The sequence below is a fragment of the Bilophila sp. genome (assembly GCF_057864385.1).
In genome coordinates, this window is the sequence record NZ_DBMAFI010000006.1 from 39,936 (window position 1) to 56,484 (window position 16,549).

Sequence of the window (16,549 nt, forward strand, 5' to 3'; positions counted from 1 at the left end):
ACCCGCATCTATGACAGGGCCCGATAACTGTTCCCCAAAACATCCATCCTAAAAATGATGCCGACTACAGGCAGCAATAAAACATCATCCTGAGGACGCTTGAAATCCGCAGGCGGCCAGTACCGCGAAACGCTTTCCGCCGAGAGCCTGCCGTCTTGCCGTGCATCTTGATTTCGCTGGCCTTTTATGTGCTTGACGGCATACGGAAACGCTCCCGGCGCAGCGCCCCCGCCCTTACGGGGCGGCTTCCGATCCGGGGGAAGGGGCGGCGGGGCATGATTCTTGCCCGAAGCGGGAAAAAATCATAGGTTGGAAAGGCGCACGCCGCTTTTTTGAAACCATCGGGCCCGCACCCGTACTCGCTCGGAGGAGAGATGAAATTTTTTGATTTTGAAATCATGGGGTTGAAAAGGAAACTGCCGTATGTGCAGGTGGGTGAAAATCTGGCGCTGGCCAGCTTTGTGGTGCTCTCGGACACCGAACTGATCCGAACCGTGGCCCCAGAGCTTCTGAAGCGCCTCCCCGAAGTGGACGTACTCATGACCGCAGAAGCCAAAGGCATCTGCCTCACCTACGAACTCAGCCGCCTGATGGGCATGAAGGACTTCGTCGTCGCCAGAAAAAGCCGCAAGCCCTACATGCAGAACCCCGTTTCCCACTCCGTCCGTTCCGTCACCACCCAGAAGGAACAGCACCTCTGGCTGGACGGCTGCGAAGCTGAAAAGCTCAAGGGCAAACGCGTGGCCCTCATCGACGACGTGATCGCCACCGGCGAATCCCTTGAGGCACTGGAAACGCTGGCCAAGTCGGCCGGGGCCAACATCGTGGCCCGTGCGGCCATCCTCGCCGAGCTGGAATCCGTCCACCGCACCGACATCATCTACCTGAAAGAGCATTACGTATTCCGGCCCAACCCCGACGGCACCTATACGCCGATCGAATCGCTCAAATAGCCTTCCGCACGGCGGCGGGAGAACGGATCGCTCCCCGCCGCCTTTTCTCGTCCGCATACTCCCCGCCCCGGCGTTTTCCCGCGTGCCGCCGCCCTTTCCCCTTTTCCGACGTACCGCCGGGCATCGGGAGCCCCCGATCCGGGGAACCGTGTTTTTCCGCCGCCGTGCTTGCGTATCGCGTTCTTTTAGTGAACAATCCGCCGACGGCGTCCCGATGAGGGGACCATACGGACGCCGCCGGGGTTCAACGCCGTTTACGGCCGCCGAACCGCACAATACTAGGGAGAGGAGTTTTTATGGAAGCATCGTTTTTTCCGTCCATCGTGGCCTTCATCTGGATCGGCATCCTGCTCATGCTCGGAACCTACCTCCGGGCGAAGGTTCCGTTTCTCCAACGGATACTGTTTCCCGCTTCCCTGATCGGCGGGCTCATCGGCTTCGTGCTCATCAACGCCGGATGGCTCGGCGTACCGACCACGGAAGGCTGGAAGGCGATCGATCAGGCCCCGTTCGGCACGCTCACCTTCCATTTATTCGCCTTCGGCTTCGTCGGCATCGGTTTCCTTGAATCCGCCCAAAAGACGGACAACAGCAAGGTCGTCCTGCGCGGGGCTCTGTGGATCGCGCTGCTGTTCACCATGATGTTCTGCATCCAAGCCCTGCTCGGCAAGGGCATCTTCGCCGCCTGGGCCAACCTCTTCGGCGGGCAGTTTGAAACCGTCAACGGCTACCTGCTCGGCGCGGGCTTCACGCAAGGGCCGGGCCAGACGCTGGCCTACGCCAGCATCTGGGAAAACACCTACAAGACCGCCAACGCCATCAACACGGGGCTGGCCTTCGCCGCCGTTGGCTTCCTCGTCGCCGGTCTGGTGGGCGTACCGCTGGCCCTGTACGGGCTCAAGAAGGGCTGGGCCGCCTGCGAGGACGGCAAGGGCCTGCCCCGCTGCCTGCTGCGCGGCCTGCGCGACGAGGGCGACAACCCGTCCTGCGCCTTCAGCACCACGCACCCCGCGAACATCGACTCGTTCGGGTTCCACATGGGCCTCATGGCCGCCACCTACGGCCTCGCCTACCTTGTGGCCGTGGCATGGACACTGTATGCGCCGCAGGCCCTCAGGGGGCTCGGCTTCGGCATGCTGTTCTTCTGGGGCATGCTCGTGGCGATGGGCGTGCGCAAGTTCATGAAGGCCCGCCGCATCAACACCCTGCTCGACAACGAAACCTGCCACCGCATCACCAACATGACGGTGGACTTCATGATCTGTTCCGTGTTCATGGGCATCCAGTTCAGCACCCTTCAGGACATCCTCATGCCCTTCGGGCTGTCGATCATCGTAGCCACCGTCATTACCCTCGCCCTGTGCCTGTGGTTCGGACGCCGCTCCCCCGAATACGGCTTTGAGCGCTGCCTCGCCCTGTTCGGCTACTGCACGGGAACGGCCGCATCAGGCCTGCTGCTCCTGCGCATCGCCGATCCGGAATTCCGTACGCCCGTGGCTGTGGAAATCGGCGCCATGAACGTCTGCCTGCTGTTCATTTTCGACACGACGGTCACGCTGTCCATGCCCTTCGCGCCACGCGAGGGCTTCCCCCTCGCATGGATTTTCTTGGGCATAGCCATCGGCATCCCCATCATCATGTACTTCCTCAAGCTGATACGAAAGCCGGCACTCTAGCCGCATCACCGGGCCGCTTCCGGGCCGCAGGCCGTTTCGGAAGCGGCCCGGCGGGGGTGCGGCGGCGCGGCCCCGACGGGGAACCTCTCCCCGCTCCCGCGTTCCGCTCCGTTCCCGCCAAGCGCCGTTCCGCTCCGCGAACGCCGGGGCCGGAACCGTCCGAACATCTTGCCCGTCCGGCCCGCTCCAACGGCGCTCACGGCATCGCCACGAGCGTCATGTGCCCCGGACCAACCGTATGATCCGCCAAGGAGTCCGCCTATGCCTTATGCCAGCCAACTGCTGTTCAACGCCGTCATCCTGACGCTGGATGCTCACGATACCGTGGCCTCGGCCATCGCGCTCGACGGGGATCGCATCCTCGCCGTGGGCACCCTCGAAGACCTCGCCCCCTTCGTCGGCCCGGACACAATCCGCCGCGATATGGAAGGGAAAACCGTCATGCCCGGCTTTTACGACGCGCACGGGCATATCCTGCTCACGGCGTCGATGCTGGACTGGGAAGACCTCAACTCCCCGCCCATCGGCACCTGCCGCACGCTTGAGGACTGCCTCTCCCGGCTGCGCGAACGCGCCGCGAAGACGCCCGCCGGGGAATGGATCCTGGCCTACGGCTTCGACGACACGCTAATGGAGGAAAAACGTTTCCCCACCCGTACGGAGCTTGATTCCGTCAGCACCGAACACCCCATCCTCGTGCAGCACATTTCCATCCACTTCGGGACGCTGAACAGCGCCGGGTTCGCCGCGCTGGGCATCGACCGAGACACGCCTGATCCAGAGGGCGGGGTCATCCGCCGCGAGGCCGACGGCTCGCTGCACGGCGTGGTCGAGGAACGCGCCCTGTTCGATCTGGTTTCGCCGCGCCTGCCCGTGTTTTCCCGCGAACATCAGGTGCAGAACATCGCCAGGACATCGCGGGAGGTCTATGCGGCGCGCGGCATCACCACCGCGCTGGACGCGGGCGTGCTCGACTACGACAGCGCCGAGGCCCTGCGGGAAACCTGCGAGCGGGGGCTGCTCGCCGTCCGCGCGCACATCAACCCCTACTACTATCTGGACAGGAACGATCCGCGCCTGCACTTTGAGGGCCAGATAACCACCGGCGGCGTGAAAATCATGAGCGACGGCTCGTTGCAAGGCTTCACCGCCTTCCTGTCCAAGCCCTACCATACCCCGTTCAAGGGCGATCCCAATTACAAGGGCTACCCCGCCTATTCTCGTGAGGAGCTGTTCGCCATCGTCGAGGAGGCGCACCGGAACGGGCAGTTCCTCATCCACGCAAACGGCGACGGGGCTATGGACGACGCGCTGGATGCCCTTGAAGCAGCACAGGCCAAGTACCCCCGTGAAGGCTGCCGCCACATCCTGATCCACGCCCAGACCATCCGGGACGATCAACTGGACCGACTCGGCAAGGCGGGCTTCACGCCCACGTTCTTCGTACCCCACGTCTACTACTGGGGCGACCGGCACCGCGACATCTTCCTCGGGCCCGAACGCGCCGCGCGCATGAACCCCATCCGTTCGGCCATCGATCGCGGCTACGTCTGCACGTCGCACTGCGACACGCCGATCACTCCGGTCAAGCCCTTCCTGTCCATATGGGCCTGCGTGAACCGCCTCACCTCATCGGGAAAAGTTCTCGGCCCCGAACAGCGCATCTCCGTGCGGGAAGCCCTGCGCGCCCACACCATCAACGCCGCGTGGCAGCATTTCGAGGAAAAGGATCGGGGCTCGCTGGAGCCGGGCAAATTCGCCGACTTCATCCTGCTCGATACCAACCCGCTGGAGTGCGCGCCCGAAGCCCTGCGCGACATCCGCGTGCTTGAAACCGTCGTCGGCGGGAATACCGTCTTCACGCTCTGATCCCTTTCTTCTCCGTAGCCAAGGCCGGCGTTCCCACATGGAGGAACGCCGGCCTTTTTTCGGCCCCTGAGCGGCACGCACTGCACGGCTCCGTATTCGTGCTTCTCAGGCTGTGTTGTCATACTATACATAACATATTGAAATTATTTAATATTCTTTAAAGCCACAAAAAATATTTTTAAATAATTTCAAATAATTACATATAACATGACGACATAACCTAAAAAAAGTATCCCCCGGATACAAGCCTCATGCCTAACCCATTCAGGGCGTTTTCCCTAAAAAGCCATTGCCACTCTGTAGAAATGCACCGCCGTATCTCTTGCCTTTAAAGAATATATCATGTTTTCCCAGCCAGATGGCTTCTGATATTTTTCATTTCCAACATGCTGTCGCCTTCTGTCCGGCAAAGGAAGCCCCTTCCCCGCGAGGCCCTTATCTGTGGGGCCCTTGCCGTGTACGGGATGTACCCCTTGAAATCGGAAGCCTCTTACCCGCGCCCTTGCCCACCCCAATCCCCTCTGAGCTTTGCCTTTTTCCGTCACCAAAAAGAAACTGGACGAGCCGCCCCCTTTGGGATAGGAAATCCTCCCTCAAAAGGAAACGCCCATGTCATTGATTCCATTATTCCAGTCTCCCAAGAGTTTCTACCGGCTCGCCGTGGCAAGCTTCTTTTTCCTCCAAGGGCTGGTCTTCGCCAGTTGGGCCAGCCGTATCCCCGACATCAAGCAGGCCCTCGATCTCAACGAGGCGCAGCTTGGCGGCGTCCTGTTCGCCATCCCCGTGGGGCAGATGTCGGCGATGGCCCTGTCCGGCTATCTGGTCAGCCGCTTCGGAAGCCACAGGATGCTGCTCCTCGCGGCCCTGCTCTATTCGGGAACCCTCATGGCCCTCGGCTTCATCAGCGAAACGTGGCAGCTCTTCGCCATGCTGGTGTTCTTCGGCGTCGCGGCCAACCTGCACAATATCTCGGTGAATACGCAGGCCGTCGGCGTCGAACGCCTCTACCGCCGCAGCATCATGGCCGCCTTCCACGGCCTGTGGAGCCTCGCCGGGTTCGTCGGCGGGATCATCGGTGCGCTGCTTGCGGCGTTCTCCGTCAGCCCCCGTGTGCATTTCTGCTTTATCTTCGCCGTCTGCCTGGGCATCGTGGCTATCATGTTCCGGCTCACCCTGCCGCGCGACATGGCACGCAGTACGACGCCCGGACACAAACGGCCCAAGGGCAAAATCGATCCCTATGTCGTCCTGCTTGGGCTGATCGCTTTCGGCTGCATGGCGAGCGAAGGAACCATGTATGACTGGAGCGCCGTATATTACGAAGCGATCATCAAGCCCTCGCCGGAACTCATCCGGCTCGGCTACATCTCATATATGTGCACGATGGTCTGCGGCAGGTTCATGGCGGACGGGCTTGTGACCCGGTTCGGGGTCATCCGCATCCTGCAGGTCAGCGGCGCGCTCATCGCCTCCGGGCTGCTGATCGCCGTCCTCCTGCCCCATGTGGCCACGGCGACGTTCGGCCTCGCGCTGGTGGGCTTCGGCACGGCTTCGGTGGTGCCGGTCTGCTACAGCATGGCCGGAAAATCCCAGATCATGCATCCGAGCGTGGCGCTGGCCGTGGTTTCAACCATCGGGTTCCTCGGCTTCCTGCTCTGCCCGCCGGTCATCGGCTTCATCGCCCACGCGTCGAGCCTGCGCCATTCCTTTGCTCTCATTGCCGTGTTCGGGCTCATGACCGCTGTGCTGGCGCGGTTCCTGCGGCGGAACTGAACCGTCCGGCTCTCCCCGGAAAGGGAACTCAGGGCCGGGAACCGAAAGGAACCCGGCTGAACCGTTCCCCGTTCCACGGAAAGGGAAACGCCCCGTTTGGGATGGCAGCGGTTTTCCCCCTCCCAAACGGCGGCCTTTTGCCCTTTATATCTCATTTGCATGAATGAGTTTTCCCGGAGCGCATCAAACGGGGGGAGGCAGGCATCTTCCTCGCGCACATGAACGGAGGTTTCACCCCGGAGCTGTCCTCCATCCGCACCTTAGCCCCTCCCCACCCATATGCGTGAGGCTTTTCCAGCCTGCGCGGAACCATCGCCCCGTCCGTGACTCCTTGGCGAGCGTTTCCCTTGAGATAGCAACAGCAAGGCACACGCATGGGATCCTTGCCCGCATAGGCGAGGTTTTCCTCCATCCAAACAGAGATCCCCGATAAAAGGGCCTTTTCCCCATCCCCTTGAGGAAAAGGGCCTTTTTGCGGATAGTGCCCTGAAAAGATTATGGGTTGCCGGAAAGCCCCCATTATGGCAGAACTCTTCCTACACTGTGGGGCATTCCCGCAGGGACGCCTGGCTTGCCGGCCTTGCCCTGAACAGGGCCCGCCGCGTAAGGGTAAAGGAGTTCCGCCGGGCCGTCCTTCCCTTCTTTCGATCCTTTAAGAAGCGGCCGCATGGCCGCCGACAACAGGACAGACGATGGAACTCACCTCCGAATCTGTACTGGCCCTCGCCCCGGATGCCTCCTCCGTCAAGGCGGCGCAAGCCCTGCTCAAACCCGGCCAGTGGCCGACGCTCGGCTTCAACGAAAACGCCGTATGGGGCGAATGCAAAGGCAGCGGCGCCAAACCCTACCAAGTCGAAGCCGACCTGTCCGGGCCGGTCTTCAAATGCACCTGCCCAAGCCGAAAATTCCCCTGCAAGCATTCCCTGGCCCTGCTCCTGCTCCGCGTCCGGCAAGAGGCCGCCTTTACGCAGGGCGAAGCGCCCGATTGGGTAAAGGAATGGCTTGACGCACGCGGGAAGCGCGCCGCGCGTCAGGAACAAAAGCAGGAAAACAAAGGCCAGCCCGCCGATCCCGCCGCAGCAGCCAAACGTGAGGCGTCCCGCCTGAAACGCATGGCTTCCGGCCTGGATGATCTGGAACGCTGGATGTGCGACCTTATACGCCACGGCCTCGGGCAGCTCTCCGGGGCCTCCGCATGGCAGGAGGAAGCCGCCGCGCGCATGGTCGATGCGCAGCTTCCCGGCATCGCCGCACGGCTGCGGAACCTGCAAGGCGTCACGTTCTCCGGGGAGGACTGGCCCGGCGTGGTGCTGGCCCAGTTTGGGCAGATGCAGCTCCTCATCGACGCCTTCCGCCATCTTGACGCGCTGTCCCCGGAGGAACAGGCGGATGTCCGTGCCGCCCTCGGCCTGTCCCCGGATAAGGACGAAGTGTTTGCCGCCGGGGAACGCCTGAGCGATCTCTGGCTGGTGCTCGGCGTAGGCTATGCCGAAGAAAACAAGCTCTGGCGTCGGCGCGTCTGGCTGCGCGGGCAGAACAGCGGGCGCACGGCCCTGCTGCTGGATTTTTCACACGGCGGCAAGCACTTCGAGCAGAGCTTCGTCGTCGGCAGCCTTGTGGATATGACGCTGGCCTTCTATCCGGGCGCGGCTCCCCTGCGGGCCATCGCCACAGGCGCCCCCATCCGGGCGAAAACGGCCCCCATCCCTACGGTTCCCCTCCGCGAGGCGCTGGAAGGCATGGCGAAAGCCATCGCCGCGCAGCCGTGGCAATGGCCCCTGCCCCTCATGGTCAGCGACGGCGTCCCCTGCCGTTCCGATAATTCTTGGTTCCTGCAGACGGACGCAGGCGACCGCCTCCCGCTCTCCATAGCCGACAACGACGGCTGGGAACTGCTTGCGCAGGGCGGCGGACGCCCCCTGAGCATCTGGGGGGAATGGGACGGGGCCCGGTTTCAGCCCCTAAGCGCGTGGGAACCCGGAACGTCCGGTTCCCCGCTGTGGCGAGAAGGAGCCCGCCCATGAACATGCCTTTCCTGACCATGCAGGCGCTGCTCGGCACGGACAAGCGCCCGCCCGAACTTCCCGCCGACGACAGCGAACCCGGACGGCTCACGCAAGCCATTGCCGCCACGCGGGACGGCTCCGAAAACGCCGAGGCGCTCAAGCTGCTCCGCGCCGCCGGGGTACAGGCCGTCTGCGGGCTGGCGGGGTATCTGCCGCCCCGCGCCGACTCCGCCCTCCCCGCCCCCTGCCCGCCGGAACCCCGCGCGTCCGTCGACAAGGCCGCCGTCATCGACGTATTGCGTCAAGCCCTTTCCAGCGACTCCGACCGTATGCGCCTTGAAGCCTTCAGGCTCATGTTCGGCGCGGGGAAAGTGCTTCCCCCGGCGCTGCTCCCGCAGGCGCTGGAGCTTGGGCGCCGCACGCCGTCCCTGCGCGGGCCCATCGCCCTGATCGCCGGGGAACGCGGCCGCTGGCTCGCCGGACGGAACGCCGCATGGAACATCTTCGCCACCGACGCCGGAAACGAACTTGATCCTGAAATATGGGACAACGGCACGCTCATGCAGCGCGAAGCCTATCTCAAGTCCCTCCGCGCGCAAGACCCAGCCAAAGCCCGTGAACTCTTTGAAACGGCCTCCGCGTCCTTCGATGCCCGCGAACGCGCCGCCTTTGCCGGGTGCCTCGGCGAAGGGCTGAGCGCGGCTGACGAAGCCTTTCTCGAAACCCTGCTGGAAAAGGATCGCAGCAGGGAAGTGCGCCAAGCCGCCGCCTCCCTGCTCGTCCGCCTGCCGGAAAGCGGCTATGTCCGGCGCATGGGCGAACGCCTTGCCGCCTGCATCGTCGTCCCGGAGGCCAAGGGCGGGCTCATCGGCCGCATCGCCTCAGCCTTTTCCGCGCCGCTCCCGGTCGTCGAGCCCCCGGAATCCTTCGATCCCGAGTGGAAAAAGGACTTGCTGGAAGAAAAAAAGCCGCAGTACGAGGAGTTCGGCCAGCGCGCATGGTGGCTCTACCAGATAGGGCGCTGCGTACCGCTGGCGTGGTGGGAGGCGCATACCGGCCTGCCGCCCGAAGCCCTCATCGGCTGGGCGCAGAAAACCGACTGGCGCAACGTGCTGCTCCGCATCTGGCTGGATGCCGCCCTCCGTGAGCGCCATGCGGCATGGGCCTCCGCCCTGCTCTCGCATGTGTTCAAGGAACAGATTGAGATTTCCGTGGGCAAGGGCCACTTCAACGCCTCCGCATTCATCGGCCTTCTGCCGCCCCCCGAACGTGAGGCGGCCCTCCTTGAACGTTTCCCCTGCCCCGGCTCCGAGGGCGGCGGGGCGAAATTCGCACAGCAGTACTATAAACAGATGATGCAGTTCGGACGCTTCGCCGCATCCGAATGGGAGGGGGATGCAACCTTTTCCCTTGAAGGCGGGCGCGCCCTCATCCGGCGGATCCGCTTCTGGGCGAACCATTCCGAGGGCCTCAGCCAGAAAAGCTACGAGACCTCCTTCGCGCTGACCCATATCATTAAGGCCACTTTTTGGCTGATTCCGGTTTCCTTGCTGGATGATCTGCTTGAAGACTGGCCCCTCTGCGAAAACGGGGCCCCCTTCTGCCAATCCAGATACGAGTTTCTGGCCACGGCCATCAGAACCCGCAAGGCCCTTCACCAATACTTTGCCTGAGAGAAAACCATGAGCACGGCTACCAACGAAAACAAGCTGCGGCACCACGCCGAACAACAGTTCGCCGAGGAACTGGAAGAACTCAAAAAATCCGACGCCCGCCAGCGTCCCGCCAACTGGGAGCTTTCGCCGTGGGCCGTCTGCACCTACCTGCTCGGCGGCGAACTGGACAACGGCTTTACGGTGTCCGCCAAGTATATCGGGAACCGCCGCATCATCGAAACGGCGGTCGCCACGCTGGCGACGGATCGGGCGCTCCTGCTGTACGGGGTTCCGGGAACGGCGAAATCGTGGGTGTCCGAGCATTTGGCGGCGGCCATCAGCGGCGATTCCACGCGCATCATCCAGGGCACGGCGGGCACCAGCGAAGAACAGATGCGGTATGGCTGGAACTATGCGGAACTGCTCTCCAAAGGGCCGTCCCGCGCCGCGCTGGTCGAAAGCCCGCTCATGCGCGCCATGTCCGAAGGCCGCATCGCCCGTGTGGAAGAACTGACCCGCATCCCCGCCGACGTGCAGGATACGCTGATCACCATCCTGTCCGAAAAGACGCTCCCCATCCCCGAACTCAACGACGAAGTGCAGGCCGTGCGCGGCTTCAACCTCATCGCCACGGCGAACAACCGCGACAAGGGCGTCAACGAACTGTCCTCCGCGCTCAAACGGCGCTTCAATACGGTCATCCTGCCCGTGCCCGCCACGGAGGAAGAGGAAATCAACATCGTATCCAAGCGCGTCTCCGAAATGGGCCGCGCGCTGGAACTTCCCGCCGAGCCCCCAGCGCTGCATGAAGTGCGCCGCGTGGTGCAGATCTTCCGCGAGCTGCGGAACGGGCAGACCGAAGACGGCAAGACCAAGCTCAAGTCGCCCACCGGCACGATGAGCACGGCAGAGGCCATCTCCGTGCTCAACAGCGGCATGGCGCTTGCCGCGCACTTCGGGGACGGCGTGCTGCACGCCCGCGACATCGCCGCGAGCCTCGTGGGTGCGGTGGTCAAGGATCCCGTGCAGGACGATCTCGTCTGGCGCGAGTACCTCGAAACCGTGGTCAAGGAACGCTCCGACTGGAAGGATCTCTACCGCGCCTGCCGCGAAGTGGATTAGTGAAGGAACCGGGGGAGGGAGCTTTTTGAAAGGTTGTGTTATAGAAAATGGTTGTTGCTTTTTCCTTGAAACTCCAAAGGGATAACCGGCAAAATGCCTTAGCCGTGGATTCATCCAAGGGGAAAACAGGAAAAAAGGCTGTATTTTTCACCGCACTGTGGAGATGAAACAACCGCATACTATGACACAGCCTTTGAAAAAAGCCCCTCCCCCGTACCCCCACCCGCAAAAACTTTGACCAGTGGGGAGGCGGCGCAAAGGGCGTTCAGGATGGTGTCCGGCGGGGCTGGGGAATCGGCCCATGCCGCGCCGTTTCCGTTCAGCCATGCGTATGCCGCCGGAAAACAGGGGGCCGTATGCCCCGTTTCTCAGGTTCACCCATCCGGGGACAAACGGGGCAAGCCAAGGCCGTCCCAATGGCGTTGAAATGCCGCCCATCCGGGGCAAACGGAGCAAACGCCGCCCTGAAGTTGTTGCAAGAAGAAGGATGCACGCCGCATGTCGATTCGGGGAAAAAGGCTTTCCGGCCTTCCTTCGGCGGGCGTTCCTCCCCAACAGTTTACAAAAGGCTTCGCCATGCCTGATCAGACCGTTCGACTTTTCGGCATCCGCCACCACGGGCCGGGGTGCGCCCGCAGCCTGTTGCTGGCTCTGGAAGCAATGCAGCCCGACTGCCTGTTGATCGAAGGGCCGCCGGACGGGGAATCCGTGCTGCCGTTCGTGCTCGAATCCGGGATGTGCCCCCCGGTGGCCCTGCTCGTGTACGCTCCCGACGATTCCCGCCGCGCCGTCTTCTACCCTTTCGCCGAGTTCTCCCCGGAATGGCAGGCCTTGCGGTACGGCTTGGGCCAATCCCTCCCGGTGCGCTTCATGGATCTGCCCATCGCCCATCAATTCGGGCTGGACAAGGCTTTTGAAGATGAATGCAGGGCGGCGGAAGAGGAAGCCCTGAAAAAAGCGGAAGAACATACAAAAACGGAACCCGCCGAAGGCACGGAAGCCCCCGCTTCGGACGCGCAGGCACCTGAAGGCGCCGCCCCGGATGCCCTCACTGGCGGAGAGGCCCCCAAACAGCCTGAAGGCGGCGATGCGGGCGGTGCGGAGGGAGACGCCGGAGGTGAGGCGGATCAGGAGGACGTTTACGGCGATCCGCTCGACTGGCTCGGACGCGCCGCCGGATACGGCGACGGCGAGGCGTGGTGGAACCATATGGTCGAGGAGCGCATCGACGGCCTTGAGCTGTTTGACGCCATCCGCGAAGCCATGACCACGCTGCGGGCCGAAGCGCCCAGACGCGAACGCGGCGAGTGGGAGGCGCGGCGGGAAGCCCTGCGCGAAGCGTACATGCGCAAAACGCTGCGGCAGGCAAAAAAGGAAGGCTTCCAGCGCATCGCCGTGATCTGCGGCGCGTGGCATGTGCCCGCGCTCGAAGCGGAAACGCCCGCCAAGCAGGACAACGGCCTGCTCAAGGGGCTGCCCAAGATGAAGGTCGCGGCGACATGGACGCCGTGGACGTATGCCAACCTGAGCAGCCGGAGCGGTTACGGCGCGGGCGTGACCTCTCCCGCGTGGTACGAGCACCTCTGGCGCAGCGGCAAGGGCGATCGGGCCATCGGCTGGCTGGCCCACGCCGCCCGCCTGTTCCGCGAACAGGACATGGACTGCTCGTCCGCCCACATCATCGAAGCCTCGCGCCTCGCCACGTCGCTGGCGGCCCTGCGCGAGCGGCCCCGCCCCGGCTTGCCGGAACTTTACGAAGCCCTGCAAACCACGGTCTGCATGGGCGACCCCGCGCCGCTGCGCCTCATCGAGCGCCAGCTTATCGTGGGCGACAAACTGGGGACGATCCCCGAAACAGCGCCCACCGTCCCGCTCCAGCGGGATCTGGGGCAGCAGCAGAAGACCCTGCGCCTGAAGCCTGAAGCCGCGCAGAAGGTACTGGATCTCGATCTGCGCCAAGCCAACGATCTGGCGCGCAGCCACCTCCTGCACCGCCTGCGGCTGCTGGAGATCGGCTGGGCCGCGCCGGGAGGCGGCCGGAACGCCAAGGGGACGTTCCATGAACTTTGGGAAATGCAGTGGGTGCCGGAGCTCTCCATTGCGGTGATCGCCGCCAGCCGCTGGGGAAACACCATCCTTGAAGCCGCCACCGCGAAGGCCGTAGAGCTGTCCCGTGAAGCGGACCTGCTCCGATTGGCGGAGCTGGTGAACGACATCCTGTTCGCCGACCTGCCGGACGCCGTGGGGCACGCCACCCGTATGCTGGAAGAAAAGGCCGCCACAGCCAACGATGTCGGCCAACTGCTGGAAGCCATTCCGTCATTGGCAGCCATCGCCCGCTACGGCAACGTGCGCCGAACCGACGCCGGGATGGTCGCCCGTGTCCTTGATGGCCTGATCCCCCGTGCATCCATCGGGCTGCCGGGGGCCTGCACCTCGCTGGACGACGAAAGCGCCGCCGCCATGCGCACCCGCATCATCACGGCGCACAACGCAATCCGGCTCCTTGGAAACGAAGGGCTTTGGGAAAGCTGGCTGTCCGCCCTGCACCAGACGGCCCTGCGCGACGGGATGGTTCACGAGCTGCTGCGGGGCATGGCCGTGCGCCTGCTGTTCGACGAGCAGCGCCTCCCTGTGGAAGAAACCGCCCGGCTGATGAGCCTTTCCCTGTCGGCGGCGGCCGCGCCCGCCTCGGCCTCCGCATGGATCGAGGGGTTCCTGAACCAAAGCGCGCTGGTGCTGCTGCATGACGACGCCCTGTGGGGTGTGCTCGCCAACTGGCTGGACGGCCTGAACGAGTCGCATTTTACCAATATCCTTCCCATGCTGCGCCGGACATTCTCAGGCTTTTCCGCCCCCGAACGCCGGCAGCTCGGCGAACGCGCCAAGCGCCCCGCCGGAAAGCCGATGCAGAAACAGGCCGAAACCCGTTGGGATGCGGAACGCGCGGCCCTGCCCGTCCCGTTGCTGCGGCGCGTGCTCGGCTTCACGGATCAAGCGTAACCATTTCGCTGGGATGGATGATTGCTGCGGCACGTGCTCGGCCTCACGGCACAGGCATAGCCGGATGGAGGGCGTTGGCTTCCGCATGGCGCTTCCCCAAAGGCATGGAACTCACAGGGCATACAATCAAAATGATTCAAAGGCTAACACGCTCAACGGATGGCGCCGGGCTTACGGCGGCTCCAAGGGGCGACAGGAGTTGATGATGGATACGGCTGAAGGGGAACGCTTGCGGCGTTGGCGGCTGGTGCTCGGCGAAGAGGCGCAGGCGAGCTGCGGCCTTGCCGGGCTGAGCCCCGAAGACCGGCAGATGGACGAGGCGCTGGCGGCGCTGTACGAAGCGGACAGCAGGCACAGCCTGCGGGGCGGCAGCGGGGCATCGTCGCCGCGCGTGGCCCGCTGGCTTGGGGACATCCGGCGCTTTTTCCCGTCTTCAGTGGTGCAAGTCATGCAGAAGGACGCCTTCGATCGCCTCAACCTGCACAGTATGCTGCTCCAGCCGGAAATGCTCGAAAGCGTGCAGCCCGACGTGAACCTTGTGTCCACGCTCATGTCGCTGCGGGGCATCATCCCCGAAAAGACCAAGGAAACGGCCCGGCTGGTCGTCCGCAAGGTCGTGGACGCGCTCATGAAGCAGCTTGAGGAGCCCATGCGCACGGCGGTCAGCGGCGCGCTGAACCAGGCCGTGCGCAACCGTCGCCCCCGCCATGCCGAGATCGACTGGAACCGCACGATCCGGGCGAACCTCAAGCATTGGCAGCAGGAATACCAAACCATCGTGCCGGAAACGCTGATCGGCTATGGCCGCAAATCGCAGCGCGTCCAGCGGGAAATCATCCTCTGCATCGACCAGAGCGGCTCAATGGCGTCGTCGGTCGTCTACTCCAGCATCTTCGGCGCGGTCATGGCCTCCATGCCCGCCGTAAAAACCCATCTCGTCGTGTTCGATACCGCCGTGGTGGACATGACCGAACAGCTTGACGATCCCGTCGATCTGCTGTTCGGCGTCCAGCTCGGCGGCGGCACGGACATCAACCGCGCGGTGGGCTACTGCCAGTCGCTGATCCGCGATCCGCGCAACACCATCCTTGTGCTCATTTCCGACCTCTACGAAGGCGGCGTGGAAAAGAACCTGCTCCAACGCGCCAACGAGCTCGTGCAGTCGGGCGTACAGGTCATCACCCTTCTTGCCCTGAGCAATGAAGGCGCGCCGTTCTACGACAAGGCCCTCGCCGCCAAACTCGCCGGCCTCGGCATCCCGTCCTTCGCCTGCACCCCTGACCTGTTCCCCGGCATGATGGCCGCCGCCATCCGCAAGGAGGACGTCAACCTTTGGGCCGCCAAGCAGGGTATCGTCGTTCCTAAAGGGTAACATCCATCCCCGCACGCTTTTGGAGGCGGCACCACGGTTTTCCTCCGCGCATCAACCGCCTCACATCAGCCGTATAAAAAGCCGCCCGGCCCTTCCGCAACGAAGAACCGGGCGTTTTTTCATGGCTCTGTTATAGCTTGTGGTTGTTTCATCTCCACAGTGCGGCGAAAAATACAGCCTTTTTCTCCGGTTTTCCTCTTGGCGAAATACAGGGCTAAGGCATTTTGTCGGTTATCCCTGTGGAACTTCAAGGAAAAAAGCATCAACCATTTTCTATGACACAGCCTTTTTCATCTTGCCCATGACCGGGGCCCGCCCGGTTCACGGCCTTTCGGCGTCCGGGCATTGCTGTAAGGGGCAGTCTGGGGCGATGCCTCCCAAATGAGGGGATGGGCCCCGCGCCTTCCTTTCCGCCCCTAATGATTCCGCTCCTCAGCACCTGTTTCATACGTATTTCCTTTTCCCGGTCAAGCGCCGCCGCCCCTTTTCGGATGGCTCTGTCATGGCATGTGGTTATTTCATCTCCATAGTGCGGTGAAAAATAGAGCTTTTTTCCTATTTTTCGCCTTGGTGGGATCCACAGCTAAGGCATTTTTCCGGTTATCCCTTTGGAACTTCAAGGAAAAAAGCATCAACCATTTTCTATGGCACAGCCAAGAAAAAAGCCCTCCGTTCCAATGGGGAAGGGAGGGCGGGCTTTTAGCTTTCAAAGGATGAGGGCAAATTTCAGGCAAGAACCCCGGAGGCAAAAGGCGGTTCCTGCGCAAAGCAAGGCAGGAGCTCGCGTATGCTCCAAACCGGAAAACCCGCCTGTTCCCATGCGAGGATCCCGCCTCCGAGCTGATACGCCTTGCCCGGAGCGCTTCTTTCCAAGAGATCGGCCTTGTTCCGCGTCCTATTCCCCGAACGGCAAAAAAAGACGACCGGCTTGCCGGAAAAACGGCTGTCCAGCCCGTCCCCGCGCTCCAATACATCGAGGGGAACCAGCGGGCAGCCGGGGATCGCCCGTTTGAGGAATTCCTTTTCTGTACGGACATCCACGAAAAAGGCGCCGCCATTGCGAAAAAGCGTCATGGCCTCTTGTGGGGACAATGTTTCCAACATCGGAAAAACCATTCGT

11 protein-coding genes are annotated in these 16,549 nt (G+C 63.0%); 9 read left to right on the forward strand and 2 right to left on the reverse strand.

The annotated features are described in order from the left end of the window. Positions 1-374 precede the first annotated feature (374 nt). Together ACZM8Y_RS03110 and ACZM8Y_RS03115 are read left to right on the forward strand one after the other, a co-directional pair. Positions 375-953, forward strand: a complete 579-nt coding sequence (locus tag ACZM8Y_RS03110; RefSeq protein ID WP_302551786.1) for a phosphoribosyltransferase family protein — start codon at positions 375-377, stop codon at positions 951-953. A gap of 296 nt (positions 954-1,249) precedes the next feature. Next, a complete protein-coding gene (locus ACZM8Y_RS03115) occupies positions 1,250-2,629 on the forward strand; it encodes a sodium/glutamate symporter (protein WP_482330526.1) in 1,380 nt (459 codons plus the stop codon). A gap of 5 nt (positions 2,630-2,634) precedes the next feature. Here ACZM8Y_RS03115 and ACZM8Y_RS03120 read toward each other — a convergent pair whose 3' ends face one another. Continuing rightward, positions 2,635-2,829: a hypothetical protein gene (locus ACZM8Y_RS03120; RefSeq protein ID WP_302551784.1), complete on the reverse strand. Its 195-nt coding sequence runs from the start codon at positions 2,827-2,829 to the stop codon at positions 2,635-2,637. Between the two features lie 61 nt (positions 2,830-2,890). On the opposite strand from ACZM8Y_RS03120, the gene ACZM8Y_RS03125 reads away from it, so the two are divergent. From ACZM8Y_RS03125 to ACZM8Y_RS03155, 7 genes are all read left to right on the forward strand, one after another. After that, complete coding sequence (locus tag ACZM8Y_RS03125; protein WP_337431403.1) at positions 2,891-4,498, forward strand: amidohydrolase; 1,608 nt, start codon at positions 2,891-2,893, stop codon at positions 4,496-4,498. A 609-nt stretch (positions 4,499-5,107) separates the two neighbouring features. After that, the gene (locus ACZM8Y_RS03130) at positions 5,108-6,271 is read left to right on the forward strand and encodes an MFS transporter (protein WP_302551782.1); all 1,164 of its coding nucleotides are present in this window, start codon (positions 5,108-5,110) and stop codon (positions 6,269-6,271) included. 692 nt (positions 6,272-6,963) lie between these two features. Next, positions 6,964-8,295, forward strand: a complete 1,332-nt coding sequence (locus tag ACZM8Y_RS03135; RefSeq protein ID WP_482330527.1) for an SWIM zinc finger family protein — start codon at positions 6,964-6,966, stop codon at positions 8,293-8,295. Next, a complete protein-coding gene (locus tag ACZM8Y_RS03140) occupies positions 8,292-9,950 on the forward strand; it encodes a DUF5691 domain-containing protein (RefSeq protein ID WP_482330528.1) in 1,659 nt (552 codons plus the stop codon). The genes ACZM8Y_RS03135 and ACZM8Y_RS03140 overlap by 4 nt, the downstream gene beginning before the upstream one ends. A 9-nt stretch (positions 9,951-9,959) precedes the next feature. Continuing rightward, positions 9,960-11,054, forward strand: coding sequence for an ATP-binding protein (locus ACZM8Y_RS03145; protein ID WP_482330529.1), 1,095 nt, complete (start codon positions 9,960-9,962; stop codon positions 11,052-11,054). Positions 11,055-11,630: 576 nt separating this feature from the next. After that, positions 11,631-14,057 carry a DUF5682 family protein gene (locus ACZM8Y_RS03150; RefSeq protein ID WP_482330530.1) on the forward strand — a complete coding sequence of 809 codons (2,427 nt, stop codon included), beginning with the start codon at positions 11,631-11,633 and terminating at the stop codon, positions 14,055-14,057. 202 nt (positions 14,058-14,259) lie between these two features. Then, positions 14,260-15,429, forward strand: a complete 1,170-nt coding sequence (locus ACZM8Y_RS03155) for a VWA domain-containing protein (RefSeq protein ID WP_482330531.1) — start codon at positions 14,260-14,262, stop codon at positions 15,427-15,429. Between the two features lie 726 nt (positions 15,430-16,155). Here ACZM8Y_RS03155 and ACZM8Y_RS03160 read toward each other — a convergent pair. Next, a complete protein-coding gene (locus ACZM8Y_RS03160) occupies positions 16,156-16,545 on the reverse strand; it encodes a rhodanese-like domain-containing protein (RefSeq protein WP_489501573.1) in 390 nt (129 codons plus the stop codon). Positions 16,546-16,549 lie beyond the last annotated feature (4 nt).

Coding starts and splice junctions, on each gene's coding strand:
- ACZM8Y_RS03145 (WP_482330529.1), top strand. CDS start 9,960: ATGAGCACGGCTACCAACGAAAACAAGCTGCGGCACCACGCCGAACAA.
- ACZM8Y_RS03115 (WP_482330526.1), top strand. CDS start 1,250: ATGGAAGCATCGTTTTTTCCGTCCATCGTGGCCTTCATCTGGATCGGC.
- ACZM8Y_RS03130 (WP_302551782.1), top strand. CDS start 5,108: ATGTCATTGATTCCATTATTCCAGTCTCCCAAGAGTTTCTACCGGCTC.
- ACZM8Y_RS03125 (WP_337431403.1), top strand. CDS start 2,891: ATGCCTTATGCCAGCCAACTGCTGTTCAACGCCGTCATCCTGACGCTG.
- ACZM8Y_RS03155 (WP_482330531.1), top strand. CDS start 14,260: ATGATGGATACGGCTGAAGGGGAACGCTTGCGGCGTTGGCGGCTGGTG.
- ACZM8Y_RS03135 (WP_482330527.1), top strand. CDS start 6,964: ATGGAACTCACCTCCGAATCTGTACTGGCCCTCGCCCCGGATGCCTCC.
- ACZM8Y_RS03110 (WP_302551786.1), top strand. CDS start 375: ATGAAATTTTTTGATTTTGAAATCATGGGGTTGAAAAGGAAACTGCCG.
- ACZM8Y_RS03150 (WP_482330530.1), top strand. CDS start 11,631: ATGCCTGATCAGACCGTTCGACTTTTCGGCATCCGCCACCACGGGCCG.
- ACZM8Y_RS03140 (WP_482330528.1), top strand. CDS start 8,292: ATGAACATGCCTTTCCTGACCATGCAGGCGCTGCTCGGCACGGACAAG.
- ACZM8Y_RS03160 (WP_489501573.1), bottom strand. CDS start 16,545: ATGGTTTTTCCGATGTTGGAAACATTGTCCCCACAAGAGGCCATGACG.